The following is a 23,359-nucleotide window of genomic DNA, read 5'->3' on the forward strand; positions in this document are numbered from 1 at the left end:
GAAAGAAAACGATCGAACTGCGGCAGGGGCGGCGCTAGAAGAAGATCGTGAGCGCCTTGGAAAGCAGGACGTTCTGGTCCAGATGGATCTCCCGCGCCAGAATCGTCCAGCGTCCGTCACGGCGGCGCAGGACGTCCTCGCGCTTGCCGACGAACAAGTTGACCTCGGTCTGCAGGCGATTCTGGTAGATCAGAAACCGCGAGCGCACTCGCACGCGCTCACCGCCGCCCTCGTCCGGCGCGACGTCCAGCACGCGGATGTTGGTCACCAGGCGCGACACCCGCGAGGCCGGTTCCTCGGCCCAGTGAATGCCGGTCTTGATCTGCGCGACACGCTGGCGCAACGTATCGATGCCCTCGTCAAACCAGGCGGCATCCTGCGTGCTCGAATATTCTTGTGCCAGGGCGTCGCGCCTCACGTTGCGGGTAAGCGGCATGCGGTAGGAAATGTCCTCGTCCAGCAGGCCCAGCCAGGCATCGAAGTCGCGATGGTCCAGCAGATCGGCTTCGTAGTGCAGAAAGCGCTGCGCCTGCCACCAGACCTGCATGTCGTCCACGCTGGAATCCCGCGCCTCGGCCGGTGCATTTTCGATGCTTGCGTTCATGCCGCCTGCTCCTCGAGGCGCACGGCGCCGGCCATCAACTGTTCCCAGGACAGGCCGTTCATGAACTGCGCCCAGCGCCGGTAATAGATTCGCGCGTTCTCTTCCGTGTACTCGCCATTGACGGCACAGCCCGGAATTTCCGGCACGGGCTGTGCATGCCCCACGCCCATCTGGTAGTTGAAGTAAAGCTCGCGCGACATGGCGCCCATGCTGGCCTCGGTCGCCCCCGTCCAGTTCTCCATGTCGTCCGACTCGGTCATGCCGCCCGGCCCCGAATAGCGCAGAAAGTAGTGGCGCATGGCCTCTTTCACGGCTTCGGGCGCGTCCTTGTCCACCAGATACATGCGCCACATCTCCATCTCGGTCGCGCTGATGGGATGAAAAACCGCAAGCGTGCGCGGCTGGCGCCCGTGAAACGACATGTTCGGGAAAATCGTGCCCACGCTGGTCTGCACCCGCATGGCCGACCCCAGCGTGCGTTCACGCTTCTCGTGGATCTGGCGGAAATAAGCCTCCACTTCGGGATAGCGCGCATACTGCGGCGCGTAGGGCCCCTCTTCATAAAACGGCAAGCGCCCCAGCAACCCATGTCCAAGCTCGGGAAAGCAGATGGCCGATCGGCTGACGGACGCATCGCGACGCCCCTTGCCTCCCCCTGGCCCGATGCCCACGATGTCCACCGAGCGATGGCTGATGTCGTGGTACAGGTCGCCGATGAAATTCTCGGGCGCGAACTTCCAATTGCACTTCACGCGCCACTTCTGCACCCCGCCGATGACCTCGGAACCGCCCGGGCTGCCATCGCGATGGTCCAGCGCCGCGTCCAGGTACAGGCGCATATTGCCCAGATAGTCCTCGAACGGCGGCGCGTCCGCGTCCCACGTCGCAAAGACCGCGCCCTTGTAGTTCACCACTTGCGCCACGGTCTTCAGGCCCCACTGCTTCTTGTCCAGCTCGCCCTTGTAGTGCGTCGCGTGGCCGGGCACGCCGACCAGCTCGCCGGGCCGCTCCACCAGCTTGCCGTCGGTGGAAAAGCTCCAGCCATGGTACGGACAGGTAAAGGTCCGATTGTTGCCGTGGTCATAGCGGCACAGCTTCATGCCACGGTGCGCACAGCTGTTGAGCATGACCTGTATCAGGCCCTGCCGGTCGCGCGTCAGGATTACGGACTCTGTTCCCATGCGCGACACAAAATAATCATCCGGCTTGGGCACCAGACTCTCGTGTCCCACGAACAACCACGCCCGCGAAAACACCTGCCTGAGTTCCTGCTGGAATATGTCGTCGTCCACGAAGATAGACCGGCTGACCAGCCCTTCGTCGGCGCGCACCAACTCATCGATCGTCTTATGACCCATCACCACTTCCCCTTGGAGGATGCCCCCAGACCCGAGCGCCTACGGTCTTTCCGCCGTGGCCGCCGCTGTACGCAGACGTGCTTCCGTGTTGTCGACGTGGGTACGCGCATGCTGTCGCGCAAGTTCCACGTCGCCTTTCTCGATGGCGGCGAACAACGCCTCGTGCTCTTTCTGCGCCTGTGCGCCGCGGCCCGCGATCTTGGCCGACCGCGAGCGCGAGACGCGCAGGTTCTTCTTCAGAAGAACCGCCAGGAAATCGAAGAAATTCAGGTAGTGTTCGTTGCGGGTGGCACGCGCCACGCAGCGATGGAATTCCATGTCGGCATCCACGCCCACCGCAACATCGCCGGACGCGATCGCGTCGGCCATCTTGCGCAAGGCCTGGCGCATGGCGGCCAGGTCTGCTTCGCTGCGGCGCTCGGCCGCAAGCGGCGCAGCCTCGATCTCGAAGCCCCGGCGCAGTTCAACGATACGCAGCACCTGGTCGGCATCGCCGATATCCGCCGCTTGCATGCGCAGCACCGACGGCCGCGCCGTCTGCATGACGGTCAGGCCACGGCCCTGCTTGCTTTGTACGATGCCATCGCCCTTCAGGCGGGAAACCGCTTCGCGCAGCACCGTGCGCGAAACGCCAAGCCGGGTCGCGATGGTCTGCTCCGGAGGGAGGACCTCGCCGACTTGATAGTCGCCACTGGTGATCTCATCCAGCAGCATCTCGGTCACCCGGTCCGTCAGGTTGGGTTCTGACTGGAACGGAGCGACAGAGTCCTTTTTCAACAGTACTCGGGAAGCTGAAGTAGGCATAAGGAAGATCGTCCGAAAACGTGCATCTCATTGCCAGCCCGCGTTGCCTCGGCTGTGTACGTGCCCCGGAAGGGGCGCGTTGAAAATACGATAATCGTATAAGAATAGGGGTGGGTATTAGGGGAAGTGCGGATACGGGGGGGTGAAGGGCTACCGTCGCGCGGCTTAGAAAGTCAGGTTCTTGAACTCGCGCGTAGCGGCGGTCAGCGCCTGTTCGGTAGGCAGGCGCTCCATTGAACTGGCGCCGTAGAAGCCGTGGCAATGCTTGCAGGCGCGCAGCACGTGCGCGGCGTCTTCGGGTGTGGCGATGGGTCCGCCGTGGCACAACACGATGATATCCGGGCGCACCGCCAGCGCGGCGGCGGCGATGCGGTCGATCGCGGCCACGCAATCGTCCAGCGTCTGCGCGGTTTCGGCGCCGATGGCGCCGCCCGTCGTCAGGCCCATGTGTGCCACGATGATGTCCGCGCCGGCCTTCGTCATCGCCACCGCGTCGTCTTCATTGAAGACGTACGGCGTGGTCAGCATGCCCTTCTGGTGAGCCAGGCGGATCATGTCCACTTCCAGCGCATAGCCCATGCCGGTCTCTTCCAGGTTGGCGCGGAAGGTGCCGTCGATGAGGCCTACGGTGGGGAAGTTCTGCACGCCGGAAAAGCCTTGGCGCTTCAAGTCGTCCAGGAACACGTCGAAGTCGCAGAACGGGTCGGTGCCGTTCACCCCGGCCAGTACCGGCGTCTTCTTCACCACCGGTAGCACTTCACGCCCCATGTCGACGACGATCTCGTTGGCGTTGCCGTAGGCGAGCAGGCCGGCCAACGAGCCTCGCCCCGCCATGCGGTAGCGCCCCGAGTTATAGATCACGATCAGGTCGATACCGCCCGCCTCTTCGCACTTGGCCGACAGGCCCGTGCCCGCGCCGCCGCCCACGATGGGTGTGCGCGCGCGCACCATGGCGCGAAACTTGTCCAGCAGTTCGTTACGATCAAAACGGGGCATGGCGGCAATCCTTAATGGCTAGCGATTTCAAGAAAATGGTCGACCGCCGTTTTCGCGAACAGCGGGTCGTTGATATGGCAGGGCACGCGCACCAGCCGCCGCTGCGGTGTCTGCACCAGGTTGGCTTCCAGCGCGGCGAACAGGGCCGCGTCGGCCTCGGGGTCCCAGAATGCCTGGCCCGGCGCATCCAGCGCCGAGACGCCGCCCTCGGGAATCAGGAAGCGCACCGGCCCTTCGCACTGATTCAGCCTGGCGGCGATCCACTCGCCCTGGCGGGTGTTCTCTTCGATGGTGGTGCGCATCAGCGTCACCTGCGGATTGTGCGGATAGAACTTGCGCCCCTGATAGGACTCGGGAATGGTCTCCATCCCGCCGAAGTTCACCATGTCCAGCGCGCCGCACGAGCCGACGTAAGGCGCGCGAGTGCGGGCCACGGCGCCAAAGCGGTCTTCCGTGCAGGCCAGCACGCCGCCGAACAGAAAATCGCAAACTTCGGTCGTGGTCAGGTCCAGCACGCCGCCCAGCAAATGGCTGTCCAGCAGCTTTTCCATCGACTGTCCGCCCGTGCCCGTGGCGTGGAACACCAGGCAGTCATAACGGGATTCCAGCAACGGCGTCACCTGCTGCACGCAGGCGGTGGTCACCCCGAACATCGTGATGCCGACCGCGGGCCGTCCATCGTCTTCAATGGCAACGCCCGCCTGACGGAATGCGCCGCCGATCGCGCCGGCGGCATTGGCCAGCACGCGGCGGGAAATGCGGTTCAGCCCGGCCACGTCCGTCACCGAATACATCATGGCGATATCCGAAGGGCCGACATAGGGCGCGACGTTGCCCGAGGCCATCGTCGACACCATCAGCTTGGGCGTGCCGATGGGCAGTGCGCGCATGGCCGGCGTGATCAACGCCGTGCCGCCCGACCCGCCCAGCCCCAGCAAAGCGCCGATGGCGCCGTTGCCGGCCGCGTAGCGTTCAAAGGCCAGGGCCATGGCGGCGATCGCCGTGCCGCGGTCGCCCGTGAACACCGCTTCCGGGCCGTCGGGATGGCTGCCAGCCACTTCGCGGGCTTGCACTTGCGCGGCGCTGGCGGCGCCCGACGTGGACACGTCCACCGACACCACGTCCAGGCCGTCGCGCTTGAGCAGATCCACCACGTACTCCGCTTCGTGGCCCTTGGTGTCGTAGATGGCGGCGACAAACACCCGCCGGTTCGATTGCGTCATGGCTCCTCCGCGGGCGGCTACACTCGGTGCGCGCCTCGATATGTGAGGCCGCTAGGCCTGTAGAATCAAGAAATGAGACGAAAGAATCATACTGAGACACCTGTCTCACGTCAAACCTCGCTCCCCGCCAAGCCCCCTGCTTCCGCCGCAGGCGGCGCCGCGCGCCTGATCGCACCTGCCAGCCGGCAGGCCGCCGCCAGCGGGGAACCGCCCCACGGACCGCGCGCCCGCATGCGCAAGACGCTGCTGGACGCGGCGCAGCAGCTGATGGCGCAGGGCATCACGCCCTCTGTCGCCGAGCTGGCCGAACATGCCCGGGTATCGCGCGCGACCGCCTACCGCTACTTCCCCAGTCAAAGCGCGCTGATCGCCGCCGTCGTGGACGAAAGCCTTGGGCCCATCCTGGCCTGGGACTCCACATCGTCCGACGCCGCCACGCGCGTCGACGAATTGCTGCGCTTTGCCTTTCCCCGGCTGGAGGCACACGAAGCCTCGTTGCGCGCGGCCATCATGGTGTCGCTGCAACAGCATGCCGAAGCCAGCGCAGGCAAGACCGGCAACGAACCGCGCCTGGTGCGCGGACATCGGGTCGACATCCTGAAACGCGCCATCGCGCCACTGGCCACCGACCTGACGCCCGCGCAGCAAGACCGCGTGGCGCAGGCGTTGTCGCTGGTGTATGGGTCCGAGGTGTTCCTGGTGTTGAAGGACATCTGGGAGCTGGAGCTGCCCGAGATCACGGACGTGGTGCGCTGGACAGCGCAGGCCATAATCGCGCAGGCGATTTCCGAAACGCGGCCTGCCAGGGAATAAGCGGGGAGGAGCCGCGCAGGCCCGGGAGAACCCGGGCCTTGTGCCGTCCGGCACGGGTACGGTGACCCGTGCCGCCCAACGCGCAGTCAGCGCGCGTTCATTGCCCCATCGGCGGCTGGAAGCGACGAAGGCGCAGCGCGTTGCCAAGCACGAACACGCTTGACATGGCCATGGCGCCCGCTGCGAACACCGGCGACAGCAGCACGCCCCAGGTGGGATACAACGCCCCGGCCGCCACGGGGATCAGCGCCGTGTTGTAGGCGAAGGCCCAGAACAGGTTCTGGCGGATGTTGCCGATGGTGGCCTTGGACAGCGCGATGGCGTTGGGCACGCCCAGCAGGTTGCCGGACATCAGCACGACGTCGGCGGACTCGACCGCCACATCGGTGCCGGTGCCGATGGCCAGGCCGACATCGGCCTCTGCCAGCGCCGGCGCATCATTGATGCCATCGCCCACGAACGCGATCTGGCCATACGCCGCCTTCAGCCGGCGCACGGCATCCACCTTGCCTTCCGGCAACACCTCGGCCACGACTTCATCAATGCCCAATTGCTTGGCAATGGCCTGTGCCGTGCGGGCGTTGTCGCCGGTGATCATGGCCACTTTCAGTCCCAGCTGATGCAGCGCCGTGATGGCCGCAGGCGTGCTGGGCTTGATCGGGTCCGCGACAGCAATGATGGCGGCCAGCCGGCCATCGACCGCGGCATACAGCGGCGACTTACCTTCGTCGCCCAGGCGCTCGGCGGTTTGCGCGAAGGCGCCCACATCCAGGCCCAATTCACGCATGTAGCGGTCAGCGCCCACTTCCACGCGCGCGCCACCCACCGTGGCGCGCACGCCCATGCCCGTGACCGACTCGAAATCCGTCATCGCCGGCAGCGCGATGCCGTCTTCCACGGCGGCCTCGACGATGGCGCGGGCGATGGGGTGTTCCGACCGCGATTCCACCGCGGCCACCTTCGCCAGCACCTCATTGCGGTCAAAGCCGGCGGCGATCTCCAGATCGGTCAGCACCGGGCGGCCTTCAGTCAGCGTGCCGGTTTTGTCCACGGCCACGACCCGGGCATCCTTAAGCAACTGCAGCGCCTCGCCCTTGCGGAACAGCACGCCCATCTCGGCGCCTCGGCCGGTGCCAACCATGATGGAGGTTGGCGTCGCCAGGCCCATGGCGCAAGGGCAAGCGATGATCAGCACCGCCACGGCATTGACCAGCGCAAAGGTCAGGGCCGGTGACGGCCCGAACGCCAGCCACACCAGGAAGGTCGCCACGGCGGCAATCATCACCGCCGGCACGAACCACAGCGTCACCTTGTCGACCACCGCCTGGATGGGCAGCTTGGAGCCTTGGGCCTGTTCGACCAGGCGGATGATCTGCGCCAGCATGGTCTGGCCGCCCACGGCAGTGGCGCGCAGCGTCAGCGCCCCCTTCTGGTTGACGGTGCCGCCGACGACGGCGCTGCCGGCCTGTTTCTCGACGGGAATGGGTTCGCCCGTGATCATGGACTCATCCACGAAGCTGCGGCCCTCGGTCACTTCGCCATCGACCGGCACCCGCTCGCCTGGCCGGACTTCCACCAGATCATCCAGGGCCACGTCGCTGATCGGAATGTCCACGACCCGGCCATCGCGCAGCACGTGCGCAACCTTGGCCTGCAGCCCTACCAGACGCTTGATGGCCTCGGAGGTACGCCCTTTGGCGCGAGCCTCCAGGTAACGGCCCAGCAGGATCAGCGCGACGATGACGGCGGCGGCCTCGTAGTAGACGTTCACCGTCCCGGCCGGCAGCAGCCCCGGCGCGAAGGTAGCCACCAGCGAATAGCCGAACGCCGCCGCGGTGCCAACCGCAACAAGCGAATTCATGTCCGGCGCCAGGCGCGCCAGCGCCGGGAACCCCTTCAAGTAGAAGCGCCTGCCCGGTACGGCCAGCACCAGCAGCGTCAGCGCGAACTGCAAATACCAGCTTTCCTGCATGCCGATGGTATTCATGACCCATTCGTGCATGCCGGGGATGACGTGCGAGCCCATTTCCAGCACGAACACCGGCAAGGCCAGCACGCTGGCCAGGATCAGGTCGCGCTTGAGTTCGGCCCGCTCGGCGTCCTTCTTTTCCGCGGCGGCCGCTTCGGCCTGCGCGCCGGTATCGACGGGACGCGCCTCGTAGCCGGCCTTCTCGATGGCAGCGATCAGGTCTTGCGCAGCCGCCACGCCATGCACGGTGGCGCGTTCGGTCGCCAGGTTCACCGTGGCCTGCGTGACGCCGGGCACCGCCTTCAGCGCCTTCTCGACGCGACCCACGCACGACGCGCAGGTCATGCCCCCGATCGCCAGTTCGACGGCGCCGGCAGGCACGTCGTAGCCCACCTTTTCGACCGCCTGGACCAATGCCATGCGATCGACCGGCCCCACCGCGACGATGTCCGCCCGTTCGGTGGCAAGGTTCACGGATACCTTGCCGACGCCCTCGACCTTGGTCAGGGCGGCCTCGACCCGGCCGACGCAGCTTGCGCAGGTCATGCCCTCGATCGGCAGGCTTATCGTGGCGGCAAACGCGCGGGCGTCACGGGTACTTGGCATGCTCATGGCGTGCTCCCATTGTTCAAAGTAGGCATAAGGGATACGTTAAAGCTTCCAACGTTGGGAAGGTCAAGCGCTTGTTTTCATACCGCCACTTCGGAAGCGGCTTGCTTCTGCGGCGTGAAAAACACATCGGCGCGCATGCCTTCGACGTTCAGCCGTCGCGCAAACGAACACCTTGACCTTCCAACCATTGCAGTACCTAACCTTCCCGAAAAATGCGGCAGAAACGCTTCGGAAGGGCCGACGCCCTGCTGCACGGAAGGGACTTGTACATGCGTCGAAAATTCAAGATTGCCATGCTGGCGGGGCTCATCGCCGCGGCCGGAGCCACCGCGTTCGCCCCCGGCGACGTTTCCGGGGACGAAGGTAAACCGGTAGCGCCAATGGCGCCTCAAGTCCCCGTGGCAGAGGTCATCGTGCGGACCATCGCGCCATCGACCGATTTCACGGGATTCCTGGCAGCTCCCAAGACCGTAGAGCTGCGCTCCCGCGTCGGTGGAGCCGTCGATGCCGTCAGCGTTCCCGAAGGGCGCCTGGTCCGCAAGGGGCAGCAGCTGTTCCAGATCGACCCGCGGCCGTTTCAAGTCGCGCTTGATACCGCCACGGCGCAATGGCGCCAGGCGGAGGTGCTGGCCGGCCAAGCCCAGGCGGACTTCGACCGGGCTCACCGGCTGGTGTCCACCGGCGCGGTCTCGCGCAAAAGCTACGACGATGCCGTTTCAACGCGCAACGCCCGGCAAGCCCAGGTGCAGGTGGCCAAGGCCGCCGTTGCCGCTGCGCGGCTCGATCTCTCTTACGCGCGCATCACCGCGCCGATCTCCGGGCGCGTCGACCGGGTGCTGGTGACCGAAGGCAATCTGGTCAGCGGCGGCGCGGCAGGGGCCGCCACGCTGCTGACCACGATCGTGTCGATCGACCCCGTGCACGTTTACTTCGACATCGACGAAGCGACCTATCTCAACGCCGTGAGGCACGCCCGTCCCGATGCCGGCGGCGGCAATCCGGCGCTGCCGGTCGCCGTTGGGCTGACCACGGACAAGGGCTTCCCCTACACAGGCACGCTCGACTTCGTCGCCAATCAGATCGATCGCGGCACCGGCACAATCCGCGCCCGCGCCGTGATACCCAACCCCGACGGCCAACTGGCGCCGGGATTGTTCGCCCGGGCCCGGCTGGCGACGGGCGGCGAACGCCCATCCATCCTGATTGACGACCAAGCCGTTGGCACGGACCAAGGAAAAAATTATGTACTGGTCGTCGGAAAGGACAACCTGGCCCAGTATCGCGCGGTGGAGCTGGGCCAAATAGAGCAAGGGCTGCGCGTCATCAATACCGGCTTGCAACGCGGCGATAGGATTGTCATCAAGGGCCTGGTGCGACCCGGCATGGCGGTCACGCCCCGGCCGGTACCCATGCAGCAGGCCGACGGCTCAAGCGTGCCCCAGGCGCACGCCGCGGCCAGCGCCAAGGCGGACGCCGCCGGTCTTGCAGAGGCGCGCCAATGAAGTTTCCTCACTTTTTCATCGCGCGGCCGATCTTCGCCATCGTCCTGTCCCTGCTCATGCTGCTAGCTGGCGCCATCGCCTTCTGGCAACTGCCTCTGAGCGAATACCCCGCCGTCACGCCGCCCACGGTCCAAGTTACCGCGAGCTACCCCGGCGCCAATCCCGAGGTGATCGCCGACACCGTCGCCTCCCCCCTCGAACAAGTGATCAACGGCGTCGAGGGAATGCTCTACATGAATTCCCAGATGGCCACCGATGGCCGGATGGTGCTTACCATCGCGTTCAAGCAGGGTACGGATCCTGACATGGCGCAGATCCAGGTGCAGAACCGGGTCTCTCGCGCCTTGCCGCGTCTGCCCGAGGAAGTGCAGCGCATCGGCGTCGTCACGCAGAAGACGTCTCCGGACGTGTTGATGGTCGTGCACATCGTCTCGCCGGAAAAGCGGTACGACCCGCTCTATCTGTCCAACTTCGCCATCCGGCAGGTCCGCGACGAACTCGCGCGCCTGCCCGGCATCGGCGATGTGCTGGTGTGGGGCGCCGGGGAATACTCCATGCGAGTCTGGCTGGATCCCTCCAAGGTCGCCACGCGCGGGCTGACGGCCAGCGATGTGGTCGCCGCCCTGCGCGAACAGAACGTGCAGGTTGCCGCAGGATCGGTCGGACAGCAACCGGATACGTCGGCCGCGTTCCAGGTAACGGTCAATACACTCGGCCGCCTGGCCAGCGTGGAACAGTTCGGTGAAATCGTCGTGAAAACGGGCACCGATGGCCAGGTCACCCGTCTTCGCGACATCGCCCGCGTGTCCCTGGGCGCGGACGCCTATACCCTGCGCAGCCTGATCGATGGCGAGTCGGCGCCTGCCTTGCAGATCGTCCAGAGCCCCGGCGCCAACGCCATCGACGTTTCCAATGCCGTCCGCGCCAAGATGCAGGAGCTTCAGCGCGGGTTTCCGCAGGATATTGCGTACCGGATCGCCTATGACCCCACGGTCTTCGTGCGCGCCTCGCTGCAGTCCGTGGCCATCACGCTGCTGGAGGCCATCGCGCTGGTCGTGATCGTCGTGGTGCTGTTCCTGCAGACCTGGCGTGCGTCGATCATTCCACTTGTGGCCGTGCCCGTGTCGCTGGTGGGTACCTTCGCCATCATGCACATGTTCGGCTTCTCGCTGAACACGCTGTCCCTGTTCGGGCTGGTGCTATCGATAGGCATCGTGGTGGACGACGCCATCGTGGTGGTCGAGAACGTAGAGCGCCATATGGCGCTGGGCGAGCCCCCCAAGGAGGCCGCGCGCAAAGCCATGGACGAGGTGACCGGGCCAATCCTGGCCATTACGTCGGTGCTGGCGGCGGTGTTCATCCCGTCGGCGTTCCTCTCGGGCCTTCAAGGCGAGTTCTACCGCCAGTTTGCCTTGACGATCGCCATCTCGACCGTACTGTCGGCCATCAATTCGCTCACGCTGTCGCCAGCGCTCGCCGCCATCCTGCTCAAGCCCCATCACGAGGCGGCCAAAGCGGATTGGCTCACCCGCGTGATGGGAAGCACGCTGGGCGGCTTTTTCCAGCGCTTCAACCGCTTCTTCGACAGGGCTTCGAACGCCTACGTCGGGTCCGTGCGGCGGGCGGTGCGCGGCAGCGCCATCGTCCTGCTGCTGTATGCCGGCTTCGTGGGTCTGACGTGGCTGGGCTTCAGTCAGGTGCCCAATGGGTTCGTGCCGGCCCAGGACAAGTATTTCCTGGTCGGCATTGCCCAGTTGCCAAGCGGCGCTTCGCTCGACCGCACGGAGGCCGTCGTCAAGGAGATGTCCCGGATCGCGTTGGCGGAACCTGGCGTGGAAAGCGTCGTGGCCTTTCCAGGACTCTCGGTGAATGGACCGGTGAATGTGCCGAACTCGGCACTGATGTTCGCCATGCTCAAACCGTTCGACGAGCGCAAGGATCCTTCGCTTACGGCCAACGCCATCGCGGGGAAACTGATGGGAAAGTTCAGCCAGATCCCTGACGGCTTCGCCGGCATCTTCCCGCCGCCGCCCGTGCCGGGCCTGGGTGCCATGGGCGGCTTCAAGTTGCAGATCGAGGATCGGGCGGGATTGGGCTTCGAAGCGTTGGCGCAGGCGCAGGGCGAGATCATGGGCAAGGCCATGCAGGTGCCCGAGCTGGCGAACATGCTTGCCAGCTTCCAGACCAACGCCCCGCAATTGGGGGTGGAGGTCGACAGGGTGAAGGCCAAGTCCCTGGGCGTGTCGCTGACCGACGTCTTCGAGACCCTGCAAATCAACCTGGGATCGCTCTACGTCAACGACTTCAATCGCTTCGGGCGCACCTATCGGGTCATGGCCCAGGCGGACGCCCCGTTTCGCATGCAGGCCGAGGACATCGGCCTGCTCAAGGTGCGCAACGCGGCCGGCGACATGATTCCGCTTAGCGCGTTCGTGACCATCACACGTGGATCAGGCCCCGACAGGATCGTTCACTACAACGGTTTCCCCTCTGCGGACATCAGCGGAGGCCCAGCGCCAGGCTATTCATCGGGTCAGGCCACCGACGCGATCGAGAAGATCGTACGCGAGACGCTGCCGGAAGGAATGATCCACGAGTGGACCGACCTGGTCTACCAGGAAAAGCAGGCAGGCAATTCGGCGCTGTACATCTTCCCCCTGGCGGTGCTGCTGGCTTTCCTGATTCTTGCGGCCCAATACAACAGTTGGTCGCTGCCGTTCTCGGTGCTGCTGATTGCCCCAATGGCGCTGCTATCCGCGATCGTGGGGGTTTGGGTTTCCGGTGGCGACAACAACATCTTCACGCAGATCGGCTTCGTGGTGCTGGTCGGCCTGGCAGCCAAGAACGCGATCTTGATCGTCGAGTTTGCCCGCGCCAAGGAGATCGAAGGCGCTGATCCGCTGGCGGCGGTGTTGGAAGCGGCGCGTTTGCGCCTGCGCCCCATCCTGATGACCTCGTTCGCCTTTATCGCTGGCGTGGTTCCGCTGGTGCTGGCTACCGGCGCCGGTGCCGAAATGCGCCACGCCATGGGCATTGCGGTGTTCGCCGGCATGCTGGGCGTGACGCTGTTCGGCCTGCTGCTGACGCCTGTGTTCTATGTCGTCGTGCGCAAGCTTGCGCTGCGTCGTGCCGCCCCTGAAACCCGCAGCAGCGCAAGCGACCAGCGCGCATGATGGCTAGGAAGATATTAGACATGAAGACACTTTTCACACTCTCCCGCCCAGCCCGGCCGCTGGCGCCGCTTGCCCTGGCGGCCGCCTTGGCGGGCTGCTCGCTGGCGCCGACGCATGAGCGCCCAGTGGCGCCTATCGAAGCGGCCTATCCGTCCGGCGCCGCCTATGATCCCGTCGCCTCAGCAAACCCCGGCGAGGCAGCCGCCGCCGATATCGGGTGGCGGGAGTTTTTCCGCGATCCGCTATTGCAGCAATTGATCGACATCGCCTTGCGCAACAACCAGGATCTGCGCAAAGCCGCGCTCAACGTCGAAGCAGCGCAAGCGATGTACCGTATCCAGCGCGCCGAGATGTTGCCTGATCTTGGGGCGTCCGCCAGCGCCGCGACCGAGCGGGTGCCGGCCGACCTTGACGCCACGGGCGCTTCCCGTATCAGCCGGCGTTACGAGATGGCAGGCGTGACCACCGCCTGGGAGCTGGACCTGTGGGGCCGCATCCGCAGCCTCAGCGACCAGGCCCTGGCCTCATATCTGGCGCTGGCTGAAATCCGCACCGCCACGCAGATGAGCCTGGTGTCGGAAGTGGCCAATGCCTACCTCACGCTACGGGCCGACCGGGAATTGTTGCGGCTGACAAACGATACTCTGGCCGCGCAGATGCGGTCGTACGAACTGACCGCCCGGCTTGTGGAAGCCGGCAACTCCACGCAACTCGATCTGCGCCTTGCGGAGATTGCGCTGCGCAACGCCGAGACCCTTCACGCGGCCTACACGCGACAGGCGGCCAGGGACCGCAACGCCCTTGTGCTGTTGATGGGCCAGCCGCTGACGCCTGAGCTATCGCGACAGTTGGACGAGGCCATCACGCTACCCGACGGTATCGTGCCACCCGACCTGCCTGGCGGGTTGCCGTCGGAACTGCTTGCGCGCCGCCCTGACATTCGCGCGGCCGAGCAGACGCTGCGGGGCGCGAACGCCAATATCGGCGCCGCGCGCGCCGCGTTCTTCCCTACGATCAGCCTGACGGGGTCGGCGGGGACGGCCAGCGCTTCATTGGACGGGCTTTTCGGGGCGGGCTCGGGGGCCTGGAGCTTCTTGCCCCGGATCACGGTGCCCATCTTCCGCGGCGGCGCGCTGAAGGCGAACCTGGACGTGGCGCATGTGCAAAAACGCATCGAGATCGCCAACTACGAAAAAGCCGTTCAGGTAGCCTTCCGCGACGTGGCCGACGGCCTGGCGGGCAAGCGCACGCTGGACGCGCAGATTCGTTCGGAGCAGCTATCGGTGACGGCCAGCCGCAGCGCCTACGACCTGGCCGAGCAGCGCTTCACGGAAGGCGAAGACGACTACCTCACCCTGCTCGACGCCCACCGCATGTTGTATGGCGCGCAGCAGGCGCTGGTGCGAACCCGCCTGGCACGGTTGAACAACCTCATCGAACTGTACAAGGCGCTGGGCGGAGGCTGGACCGAGCACACGGTGCAATAAGCGGCCGTCAACGGCCACTCAGGTGGAGGCAGGAACTACATGACCTGCTTCCACCGCCGCAGCTTCGACAGTGCGTCAGCGTAGGCCATGCAGGTGAAGCACTGGATCTTTCCGCCAAGGGTCTTGATCGGCCCAACCGAGGGGTCGAAGAGCGACGTTTCCGAATGACGCGCCACGCTGTCGACGATCCGCGCCTGGCCGACCATCGTCAGTGCCTCCAATTCGTGAAGACTGCTGGCAGCGAAATGGCGTTGGAACAACGACGACAGGTGATCGACCCGGCTCAACATCGCGTCGGCCCGGTAGTACGACGCCAAGGGGCCCGACGATAGGTCGTTGGCGAACTGCAGGATCATCGTGTTCCAGAGGATCACGTCGGTCAGCACCATCGCCGCATCAGCGTGCAGGCCATGCTCCGGCCAAAGGCGGACGGCCTGGCGGAAATGGCTTGCGGGAATGGTGGCGATTTCCAAGCGAAACTGCCGGTGCCTTGCGTGAATATTGCAAAGGAGCTCTTGCCTTGAAGCGGGGGGTTTCATGAGGTTGCCGTACCCATTCGTCGCGGGATTATGTGTCCACGGCGGAAATTCTGATGGGTACCATCGTTGGACTGTCAAGGATCCAAGCACGCAAATCCGCTGCTCGCACGTCCCTGGAGGCATGCCACTTGCTGCGGACACCCTGGCGCGCAAGGCCCCGGCGCGCCGCGTGCCGCGTATCCGGGGCCAACAACCAGGAGCAACCATGGCAACACTAAAAGATCTGAACGTGGCGATTCTTGCGGTCGACGGCTTTGAACAGGTGGAATTGACCGGCCCCCGCCACGCCCTTCAAACGGAAGGCGCCCGGACGGTGCTGATTTCCGCCCGTACCGACCCCATCCTGGGCATGCATCACGACAAGCCGGGCGACCGTTTCCCGGTCGATCTGACCTTCTTGCAAGCCGCCACCGAGCCCGAGCGCTTCGACGCCCTGCTCCTGCCGGGCGGCGTGATCAATGCCGACGAAATCCGCATGCATCCCAAAGCACAGGAGTTCGTGCAAGCGATGTTCAAGGCCGACAAGCCGGTGGCGGTCATCTGCCACGGCCCCTGGCTGCTGATTTCCGCGGGTGTGGTGAAAGGCCGGAAGATGACGAGCTGGCCGTCGCTTCAGGACGATTTACGCAACGCAGGGGCCCAGTGGGTTGACGAAGAGGTCGTCGTTGACCGGACCCTGGTCTCCAGCCGCAAGCCCGACGATATTCCGGCCTTCAATCAGGCCTTCATCAACCTGCTGCAAGCCGCTCGGCGGTGACCGGATTCCCGGTCGGGGACGCTGCCCGCCACGAGGGGCATTGTTGCCATTGCGGCAACACGGTGGTCCCCTGGCCGGGTCTTCTGCCGATCGTGGTGCCGACCTACGATTTGGGCGTTGTCCAAGCATGCGCCGCGCCCGACCTTTGCCGCCGGGCCACGCCAACCCATCTCGAGGAAGTCACCATGAGTCAACGTCTGAACGCCTTTGCCCAATCGCCCCAGCTATTCAAGAAATTCGTGGAATTCGGCATGCTCTTGAAGTCCGGGGCGATCGAGCAGCCGATCCTGAGTCTGGTCGAGATCCGCGCCTCGCAAATCAACGGCTGCGGCTTCTGCCTGGACATGCACGTGAAAGAGGCCAAGATCCACGGCGAACGTGAACTGCGGCTGCACCACGTCGCGATCTGGCGCGAATCCACCGAATTCTCGCCGCGCGAACGCGCCTGCCTGGCCTGGACCGAGGCCCTGACGACGCTGGGCGCGCATGGCGTGCCCGACGAAACCTACGAGCGGGTGCGGGCCGAACTGTCCGAAAAGGAAATCTCGGACCTCAGTTTCGCCATCATGGCGATCAATGGCTGGAACCGCCTGAACGTGGGTTTCCGGACGGTTCCCGGTTCGGCCGATAAGGCCTATGGCCTCGATAAAGCCAAGTTCGCCTAAGGAATCGCCATGAAAATCCTCGTCATCGGCGGCACGGGCCTCATCGGCTCCAAACTCGTCAAGCTTCTTATCCAACGCGGCCACGACGCCATTGCCGCGTCGCCCGCCACCGGCGTCAATACGATCACGGGCGAAGGGCTGGACGACGCGCTGGCGGGCGTCGACACGGTGGTCGACGTGGCCAATTCCCCATCCTTCGAAGATAAGGCCGTGCTGGAGTTCTTCCAGGTTTCGGGCCGCAACCTGCTGGCGGCGGAAGCCCGCGCCGGCGTGCGCCACCATGTGGCGCTTTCCGTGGTGGGCACCCACCGTCTGGCCGAAAGCGGGTACTTCAGGGGCAAGATCGCCCAAGAACAATTGATCACCGCCGGTGGCATCCCGTACACCATCGTTCACAGCACGCAGTTCTTTGAATTCCTGGGCGGCATTGTGCAATCGGGCGCGCAGGGCGACGATGTGCGGCTGTCGCCCGCCTTCGTTCAACCGATTGCGTCCGACGATGTGGCCCTGGCCATGGCCGACGCCACGCTGGCGGCGCCGGTGAACGGCACGGTGGAAATCGCCGGACCCGAACGCGTGCGCCTGGCCGAACTGGTGCAACGCTACCTGCGCAAAACCGGCGACGCACGCTTGGTGCGGGCAGACCCCGGCGCGCGCTATTTCGGTGCCCTGCTCGACGACGACACCCTGGTGCCAGGGCCTAATCCGCGCCTGGGCAACATCGACTTCGACACCTGGTTCAGCCGGTCGGGCACAAAAAAGTAGCCACACGAGCTCTTTCATGCGCAAACCGCAGCCCCCTTCCCTGACGCTCCTGGACAAGTACCGTGGGCGGGATTTCCTTCCCCTGTACACGACCAGCGTGACGGTGCGGGGCGGCGAGGCCGCGCATGGCCGCGCCTCCGGCATTGCCATTTCGGATGATGGCGAACTGCTCGTGGAACTACGATTGCCGGTCGAAATGGGGGGAACCGGCGGTGGAACCAACCCCGAACAATTGTTCGCGGCCGGCTATGCGGCGTGCTTCCACGGCGCGTTAAGCATGTTGGCTGCGCGCGCCGGCCTATCCATTCCGGATGCTTCGGTGACGGCCACGGTCTCGTTCGGCCGCGACCCCGTCGATGGCTTGTTCGCGGTGATCGCGAACATCAACATCCACCTGCCCGGCATGGCCAGGGCCGTGGCCGAAGAGCTGGCGCGCAATACCGAACGCCTATGCCCGTATTCCAAAATGGCCCAGAACGGGATCGAAAGCGTGGTGATGTTGACGCAATAAGCAGGGCGTCAGGCCTGTTTCACCAACAGGCTGTCCAGTATCTGCAAATCCCGCGCGCGGATGCCTTCGGTCATGTAGTCGATGAAGACGCGTATGCGCGCCGGCAGGTGCTCACGGCTTAGAAAGCACAGATAATGCCCGCGGTCGTCCGGCGCGTATTGCGGCAGGCAGGCAACCAGGTTGCCCGCGCGCAAGTGGTCGCAAACCTGGTAACCCGCCATCTGCGCGATACCGTGGCCGTCCAGCACGGTCTGCAGCACCAGATCGGCGTCGTTGAAAGTCAGCATGGCGGGCGGCGCGACCTTGCGCAGTTGGCCGTTCACCTTGAATTCCCATTCGTAGACACGCCCCGATGCGAACAGGAAGTTCACGCAACGATGGGCGGAGATTTCCTCGACGCTAGCCGGCAAGCCATGTTTGGCTGCATAGGCCGGCGAGGCGCACAGCATCATCTGCATCGGTATCACTTTCTTGGCGATCACGCGGCTGTCTTCCATGCGGCCATTGCGGAACGACACATCGACGCGGTCCGTCGTGAAGTCGGTGGGCCCGTCATCCAGCAACAACTCTACCGAGATATTCGGGTTGGCCTCGCGGAACCCGTTCAGCAGCGGCGCGACAATCTTGCGCCCAAAGCCCACGGTGGCGCACACGCGCAGTTTCCCCGAGGGCGGGCCCTCGCGCAGATCACGCATGTCGTCCAACGCCCCGATGATCCGTTCCACGCCGGGATGGCATTGTTCATAAAAGCGCTTCCCCTCTGCGGTCAGGGAGGTGCTGCGCGTGGTGCGAACGAACAACCGGATGCCAAGCTGGTCTTCCAGCTTTTGCACGCTGCGGCTGACGGCGGACCGGCCGATGCCCAGGCGGTCACCGGCCTTGGCGAAGTTGCCTTCGACGGCGACGGCGATGAACGCCATGACCCCGGCATAGCTGGTGGCGAAGCTGTCGGCCAGGGAATCTGGTCCGTTGGCCGGAGGGGAAGCTGAGACGGGTGTCGGCATGGTGGCGGCATCGCAAAGTAGGTGGGTCCTACCGATAAGACGGCGCACCGGGCCGTTTTGTGACATCGAACGCAAAAAAGCTGGCTTTCCAGGGGAAAGTCCAGCTTCGAAGGCGATGGCTGGCGGCGCCAGATGCCGAGAGCCGGGCAAAACGTTACCCGTCCCTATTTCACCAGCGTCAGGACCGGTGCCCCCTTCTTTTTGATCAGCAGGACCAGGAACTTGGCCGGCTGGGTCTGGCTGGCATTGCGGCCCACGGTGTGGATGTCGTGCGGGCCCTCGTAGAAGGTCTGGCCAGGGGTCAGCGTCACCTCCTTGCCGCCTTTTACCTGCATGACGATGCTGCCTTCAAGCACATAGACGAAGCTGTGGGCGTCGTGGCGGTGAATGGGATCGGCCGCGCCGGGCGGATAGTCGACGACGATCATCTCCGCATCCTTGCCGGGAATGTCCGGCAGATCCTTGTTCATCAGCTCCGTGACGATGGCGTCGGCCGGCGTGGCGCCGGAAGCGGCATGGGCAAGCGGGCTCAATAGCGCGCCCGCGGCAACAAGAGGCAACCCGAATTTCAAGATTTTCAACATGGCCAATCCTTCGCAGCATAGTGGAACCGCCATCGTAGGAGTGCCGGCCACACGGCGGTAGATCCCCGCTGGGGATCACCATGTTGCCCGGCATGCACCAACGCCCACGCAGGACCGCGGTATCAGCGTTGCGCCAGGGCGGCCGAAATATGCGCGAGCTTGTCCGGGTTGCGCTGCACCAGAACCCGCGTCAGGCGCTCACCGTCGGTTTCATAGGACTGCACGGATTCAAGCTGACCATCGATGAACCGCAATAAGGTCCACTGGCCGTTCACCTGGACCACTTCCGTGCCCAGCCCGTCGCGGAACCGGCGCTTGCCGGCATAGAACAATTGCGCCAGGCGTTTTCCACCCACCAGCCTGGCAAAGCTGGACACCTTGCCTCCGCCGTCGCCGATCAACTCGGCGTCGTCGCTCAACAATGCATGCAGACCGTGGAAATCGCTACGTTGCATCGCGTCGGCAAAGGCGTTCAGCAGGCGTTGCAACGTCGCGCGAGGCACGGCTTCGCGTGGCTCGCCCTGGCGCAACTGCTGTTTGGCCCGTCGCACCAGCTGACGGACCGCGACCTGGGTCTTGTCCAGCGTCAGCGCGATGTCTTCATAGTCGGCGTCGAACACCTCGCGCATCAGGAATGCTGCGCGGGCGTCGGGTGAAAGCCGTTCCAGCAGGTACAGAAAGGCCACCGACACGTCATCGGCCTGCTCATGGATCTGCTCCGGCGTGGCAGGCGCGGCCATCAGCATCGGCTCGGGCAGCCAGACTCCCACGTAATTCTCCCGTTCGGCCTTGGCGGCACGCAGACGGTCGATGGACAGGCGCGTGGTGGCGGTGACGAGCCAGGCTTCGGCATTCTGCACGGCAGCGCGGTCGGCGCCGTGCCAACGCAGCCAGGCTTCCTGCACCACGTCTTCCGCCTCGGCGACGGCGCCCAGCATGCGATAGGCGATGGCGTACAGGCGAGGACGATGACGCTCGAAGGAGAGCACGGAGTCGGTCATGGAGGGCGTCAACGCCAATGAAGGCGAACCGGAAGCCAAGTATTCTGCCGCAGCCACGCGATGACGACAAGCGCAAGTGTGAAGCCTGGCCCCGATTCTGCCGTACCGGGCCGCGTGGACTACAGCGCGATGACGGTGGCGGCCAATTCCGGCAGGTCGGCGCGGCCGTGCATCTGTTTCAGGTCCCGCTCGATCATGGTGCAAAGGCGGCTGATCGGCACGTCGTTGGCGCTGCCTTCGAAGGGGTTCTCGGTGCTTTCGCCGACTTGCTCAAGCGACGTGTAGATCCACGAAATGATCACGCTGAACGGCACCGCCAGCCACGCCGTCTGACCCTGCATGAAGCCGTTGATGCTCTGGCCGATCTGGTCGAACTGGGCCGTCAGGCCGAACGGCAGCGCCACGCAGAATGACCGCACGAACAAGGTGTTGATGATGGCGTACTGGCGCGGATACGGGAAATTCTTGATTCGTTCGGCTTGCCCCTGCAGATCCAGGAAGTCGCGGATGCGACCGTTAAGCTCGGCTGACTCCGACGCGCTGATGACGCCGTCGTCCAGCAGGCCCCTTACCGCCTGCCCTTGCCTGGCCAGCAACTGCGCGGCCTTGTCGTCCACGTGCGTCAGCGCTGCCATTTCCTGCGGCAGCAGGTAGCGCGACAGCGCGGAATCGAGCGGTTCGCGGCGCTCGGGAATCACGTATCGGCGTTGGTACTCCGCATTCGGCCGACTGGCCGCGTTTTCCCACACGCGGGTCTCGCGCAACTGATAGCGCAGCGCCGTCAGCCATGCCAGATGCCGGTCCATCAGCGTAGCGGCACGGCCGGAATCGCCGACATAGGCTTGGCTGATCACCCCCCAGTAGCGGCTGACGCTGACGATGTTCATCCAGATCCGTTGGGCTTCGACGGTGCGCGTATACGTCTGCACATTCTTGAATCCAACCACGAAAGTGGTCGCGGTGCCCAGCAACGACACCACCGACAACGGCAGCGTCAGCCATTTCATGCCGGCAACCTGGTAAAGCAGCACCGGGACAAGGCCCAGCGCCAACAGGTAATAAATGCTCCGGCGCGTCCACACGACGAATTCGCCCAGGCGATAGGATTTTCCCAGATGCATGGTCTCGGTCCCGCGCCCGCGGGCGCCAAGTCAACGCGCGAATCGCCGCGCCTTCATCAACGCGCGGGTAGCCGCGCCTTCGGACGAGCATGCCTTGCATCGTCGCAACGAATGCTAGAACCAGCGCGCGCATCGCGGTAGCGCCGCGCCGTGATGCACGGTGTTGTCCTGGCAGCAACAATCCGGCGCCACGAGCATTGGTGCGCACCACGCAACAGCGTGCTTCCCCCCGCGGATCTACCGGGCCCAAAGCGCCACGCCTACGATGCCCTCACCCTCCACGCAGAGGTCTCATTCCCCGCGACGCGCACCACAACAGGAGCATCCCCATGACTCGCAATACCTTCACCACCTCGGACGGCACGCAGATCTACTACAAGGATTGGGGCGACGGCCCTGTCGTCACGTTCTCCCACGGCTGGCCGCTCAACGCGGACGCGTGGGACGGCCAGATGCACTTTCTGGCAAGCCATGGCTTTCGCGTCATCGCGCACGACCGGCGCGGCCACGGACGTTCGTCGCAACCCTCATCCGGCAACGACATGAACGGCTACGCCGACGACCTGGCGCAGCTGATCGAGATGCTGGATTTGAAAGACATCTCGATGGTTGGCCACTCCACCGGCGGCGGCGAAGTGGTGCGCTACATCGGCCGCCACGGAACCCGGCGCGTAAGCCGAGCGGTGCTGATCGGCGCGGTGCCCCCCGTGATGCTGAAGTCGGCCGCCAACCCCGAAGGCCTGCCGATCGAGGTCTTCGACGGCATCCGCGAGGGCGTGGCCGGCGACCGTTCCCAGTTCTACAAGGACCTGGCCATTCCCTTCTATGGCGCGAACCGCGACGGGGCCAAGGTCTCGGCGGGGCTGCTGGAGCAGTTCTGGCTATGGAGCATGCAGAGCGGCCAGAAGAATGCCTACGAATGCGTCAAGGCCTTTTCCGAAACGGACTTCACGGAAGACCTGAAGCGGATCGACGTGCCAACCCTTTTCATGCACGGCGAAGACGATCAGATCGTGCCCGTGCACGACTCCGCGAAGAAAGCCGCACGGCTGGTGAACAACGCACGGGAAATCTACTACCCCGGCGCGCCGCACGGCCTTACTGCCACCCTGCAGGACCGTGTCAACGCCGACTTGCTCGCCTTTCTCCGCGCGTGACCGCGCGGCCAATGCCCATACCCTGCCAGTTGCCTGGCACATCCCGGCCGTCGAATCCGGCCGCCCCTCAGGAGATACCGCTATGCTTTCCGTAGACCACGCCTTGCCTTCGAGCCCTGTCGCGCCTGTCGATCTGGTGCCGTCCCGTTACGCCGTGCGAGTGGGCGAAATCGATGCGCTGGTGGTCAGTGATGGGGTGCTGCCGTTGCCCACCTCCACGATGGCCACCAACGTCGACCCCGCCGACCTGGCGGACTGGCTGCGCCACATGTTCATGCCGCCCGACGCGTTCGACTGGCCGCTGAACGTGATGGTGGCCCGCAGCGGCGACCAGACCATCCTGATCGACGCCGGACTGGGAGGACAATTCCCCGGCTTTCCGCGCGCGGGGCAATTTCCCCAACGCCTGGCGTCAGCGGGCATCGCATTGGAATCCGTGACGGATGTCATCATCACCCATATGCACATGGACCACGTGGGCGGCTTGCTCGTCGACGAGGTGAAGCAGCGCCTGCGTCCCGACGTGCGCATCCATGTTTCCGCGGCGGAGGTTGCATTCTGGACCTCGCCCGATTTCTCCCAAACCGTCATGCCCAATCCGGTGCCGGACGTGCTTCGGTCCACCGCCACCAGCTTCTACAACACTTACCGTGACCGGTTGCAGATCTTCGAAGACCGGCATGAAGTGGCCCCGGGCGTGGTGGTCCGGCTCAC

The 23,359-nt window shown here is 64.9% G+C and carries 21 protein-coding genes; 10 read left to right on the forward strand and 11 right to left on the reverse strand.

Features of this window, described 5'->3' with window-relative positions; all coding sequences use genetic code 11:
• Window positions 1-34: 34 nt before the first annotated feature.
• The 5 genes from ACE039_RS00290 to ACE039_RS00310 form a co-directional block, all read right to left on the reverse strand.
• Entirely contained in the window at window positions 35-604 is a 570-nt protein-coding gene (locus ACE039_RS00290; RefSeq protein WP_485821327.1) for a 3-phenylpropionate/cinnamic acid dioxygenase subunit beta, read from the reverse strand.
• Window positions 601-1,962: an aromatic ring-hydroxylating oxygenase subunit alpha gene (locus ACE039_RS00295; protein WP_485821328.1), complete on the reverse strand. Its 1,362-nt coding sequence runs from the start codon at window positions 1,960-1,962 to the stop codon at window positions 601-603. Before ACE039_RS00295 ends, ACE039_RS00290 begins: the two co-directional genes overlap by 4 nt.
• Window positions 1,963-2,001: 39 nt before the next feature.
• On the reverse strand, window positions 2,002-2,739 hold the full coding sequence (locus ACE039_RS00300) for a FadR/GntR family transcriptional regulator (protein ID WP_233213901.1): 738 nt from the start codon (window positions 2,737-2,739) through the stop codon (window positions 2,002-2,004).
• A gap of 192 nt (window positions 2,740-2,931) precedes the next feature.
• Window positions 2,932-3,762, reverse strand: coding sequence for a phosphoenolpyruvate hydrolase family protein (locus tag ACE039_RS00305; RefSeq protein WP_448708407.1), 831 nt, complete (start codon window positions 3,760-3,762; stop codon window positions 2,932-2,934).
• Window positions 3,763-3,773: 11 nt separating this feature from the next.
• The gene (locus ACE039_RS00310) at window positions 3,774-4,985 is read right to left on the reverse strand and encodes a Tm-1-like ATP-binding domain-containing protein (protein ID WP_485821329.1); all 1,212 of its coding nucleotides are present in this window, start codon (window positions 4,983-4,985) and stop codon (window positions 3,774-3,776) included.
• Window positions 4,986-5,216: 231 nt separating this feature from the next.
• Between ACE039_RS00310 and ACE039_RS00315 the strand changes: the two genes are divergently transcribed.
• Window positions 5,217-5,798 (forward strand): TetR/AcrR family transcriptional regulator, encoded by a 582-nt coding sequence (locus tag ACE039_RS00315; RefSeq protein WP_448708405.1) that lies wholly within the window; start codon window positions 5,217-5,219, stop codon window positions 5,796-5,798.
• Between the two features lie 97 nt (window positions 5,799-5,895).
• On the opposite strand, the gene ACE039_RS00320 is transcribed toward ACE039_RS00315, so the two are convergent.
• The gene (locus tag ACE039_RS00320) at window positions 5,896-8,379 is read right to left on the reverse strand and encodes a heavy metal translocating P-type ATPase (RefSeq protein ID WP_485821330.1); all 2,484 of its coding nucleotides are present in this window, start codon (window positions 8,377-8,379) and stop codon (window positions 5,896-5,898) included.
• Between the two features lie 212 nt (window positions 8,380-8,591).
• Here ACE039_RS00320 and ACE039_RS00325 point away from each other — a divergent pair, with 212 nt between their 5' ends.
• The 3 genes from ACE039_RS00325 to ACE039_RS00335 are packed head-to-tail and all read left to right on the forward strand — an operon-like array spanning window position 8,592 to window position 14,541.
• A complete protein-coding gene (locus ACE039_RS00325) occupies window positions 8,592-9,881 on the forward strand; it encodes an efflux RND transporter periplasmic adaptor subunit (RefSeq protein ID WP_485821331.1) in 1,290 nt (429 codons plus the stop codon).
• Window positions 9,878-13,054 carry an efflux RND transporter permease subunit gene (locus tag ACE039_RS00330; RefSeq protein ID WP_485821332.1) on the forward strand — a complete coding sequence of 1,059 codons (3,177 nt, stop codon included), beginning with the start codon at window positions 9,878-9,880 and terminating at the stop codon, window positions 13,052-13,054. Before ACE039_RS00325 ends, ACE039_RS00330 begins: the two co-directional genes overlap by 4 nt.
• A gap of 20 nt (window positions 13,055-13,074) precedes the next feature.
• Window positions 13,075-14,541, forward strand: coding sequence for an efflux transporter outer membrane subunit (locus ACE039_RS00335; protein WP_485821333.1), 1,467 nt, complete (start codon window positions 13,075-13,077; stop codon window positions 14,539-14,541).
• A 35-nt stretch (window positions 14,542-14,576) separates the two neighbouring features.
• Here the strand turns inward: ACE039_RS00335 and ACE039_RS00340 are convergent, their stop codons facing one another.
• Entirely contained in the window at window positions 14,577-15,287 is a 711-nt protein-coding gene (locus ACE039_RS00340; protein WP_485821334.1) for a ClbS/DfsB family four-helix bundle protein, read from the reverse strand.
• On the opposite strand from ACE039_RS00340, the gene ACE039_RS00345 reads away from it, so the two are divergent.
• From ACE039_RS00345 to ACE039_RS00360, 4 genes are all read left to right on the forward strand, one after another.
• Window positions 15,286-15,837 carry a type 1 glutamine amidotransferase domain-containing protein gene (locus ACE039_RS00345; RefSeq protein WP_448708416.1) on the forward strand — a complete coding sequence of 184 codons (552 nt, stop codon included), beginning with the start codon at window positions 15,286-15,288 and terminating at the stop codon, window positions 15,835-15,837. The genes ACE039_RS00340 and ACE039_RS00345 overlap by 2 nt on opposite strands.
• Before the next feature lie 185 nt (window positions 15,838-16,022).
• A complete protein-coding gene (locus ACE039_RS00350; RefSeq protein WP_105556411.1) occupies window positions 16,023-16,502 on the forward strand; it encodes a carboxymuconolactone decarboxylase family protein in 480 nt (159 codons plus the stop codon).
• Between the two features lie 9 nt (window positions 16,503-16,511).
• Complete coding sequence (locus ACE039_RS00355) at window positions 16,512-17,267, forward strand: SDR family oxidoreductase (protein ID WP_485821335.1); 756 nt, start codon at window positions 16,512-16,514, stop codon at window positions 17,265-17,267.
• A gap of 16 nt (window positions 17,268-17,283) precedes the next feature.
• Window positions 17,284-17,778, forward strand: a complete 495-nt coding sequence (locus ACE039_RS00360; RefSeq protein ID WP_485821336.1) for an Ohr family peroxiredoxin — start codon at window positions 17,284-17,286, stop codon at window positions 17,776-17,778.
• Window positions 17,779-17,786: 8 nt separating this feature from the next.
• On the opposite strand, the gene ACE039_RS00365 is transcribed toward ACE039_RS00360, so the two are convergent.
• From ACE039_RS00365 to ACE039_RS00380, 4 genes are all read right to left on the reverse strand, one after another.
• A complete protein-coding gene (locus ACE039_RS00365; protein ID WP_448711198.1) occupies window positions 17,787-18,782 on the reverse strand; it encodes a LysR family transcriptional regulator in 996 nt (331 codons plus the stop codon).
• A gap of 164 nt (window positions 18,783-18,946) precedes the next feature.
• Entirely contained in the window at window positions 18,947-19,366 is a 420-nt protein-coding gene (locus tag ACE039_RS00370) for a cupin domain-containing protein (protein WP_448711199.1), read from the reverse strand.
• A gap of 122 nt (window positions 19,367-19,488) precedes the next feature.
• The gene (locus ACE039_RS00375) at window positions 19,489-20,367 is read right to left on the reverse strand and encodes an RNA polymerase sigma-70 factor (protein ID WP_485821337.1); all 879 of its coding nucleotides are present in this window, start codon (window positions 20,365-20,367) and stop codon (window positions 19,489-19,491) included.
• Window positions 20,368-20,486: 119 nt separating this feature from the next.
• Window positions 20,487-21,488 carry a bestrophin family protein gene (locus ACE039_RS00380; protein ID WP_485821338.1) on the reverse strand — a complete coding sequence of 334 codons (1,002 nt, stop codon included), beginning with the start codon at window positions 21,486-21,488 and terminating at the stop codon, window positions 20,487-20,489.
• Window positions 21,489-21,817: 329 nt separating this feature from the next.
• Between ACE039_RS00380 and ACE039_RS00385 the strand changes: the two genes are divergently transcribed.
• Window positions 21,818-22,645, forward strand: a complete 828-nt coding sequence (locus ACE039_RS00385; protein ID WP_485821339.1) for an alpha/beta fold hydrolase — start codon at window positions 21,818-21,820, stop codon at window positions 22,643-22,645.
• A gap of 82 nt (window positions 22,646-22,727) precedes the next feature.
• On the forward strand, window positions 22,728-23,359 hold a 632-nt coding region (locus ACE039_RS00390), incomplete at its 3' end, for an MBL fold metallo-hydrolase (protein WP_485821340.1).

The sequence above is a fragment of the Achromobacter maghribensis genome, from assembly GCF_057334215.1.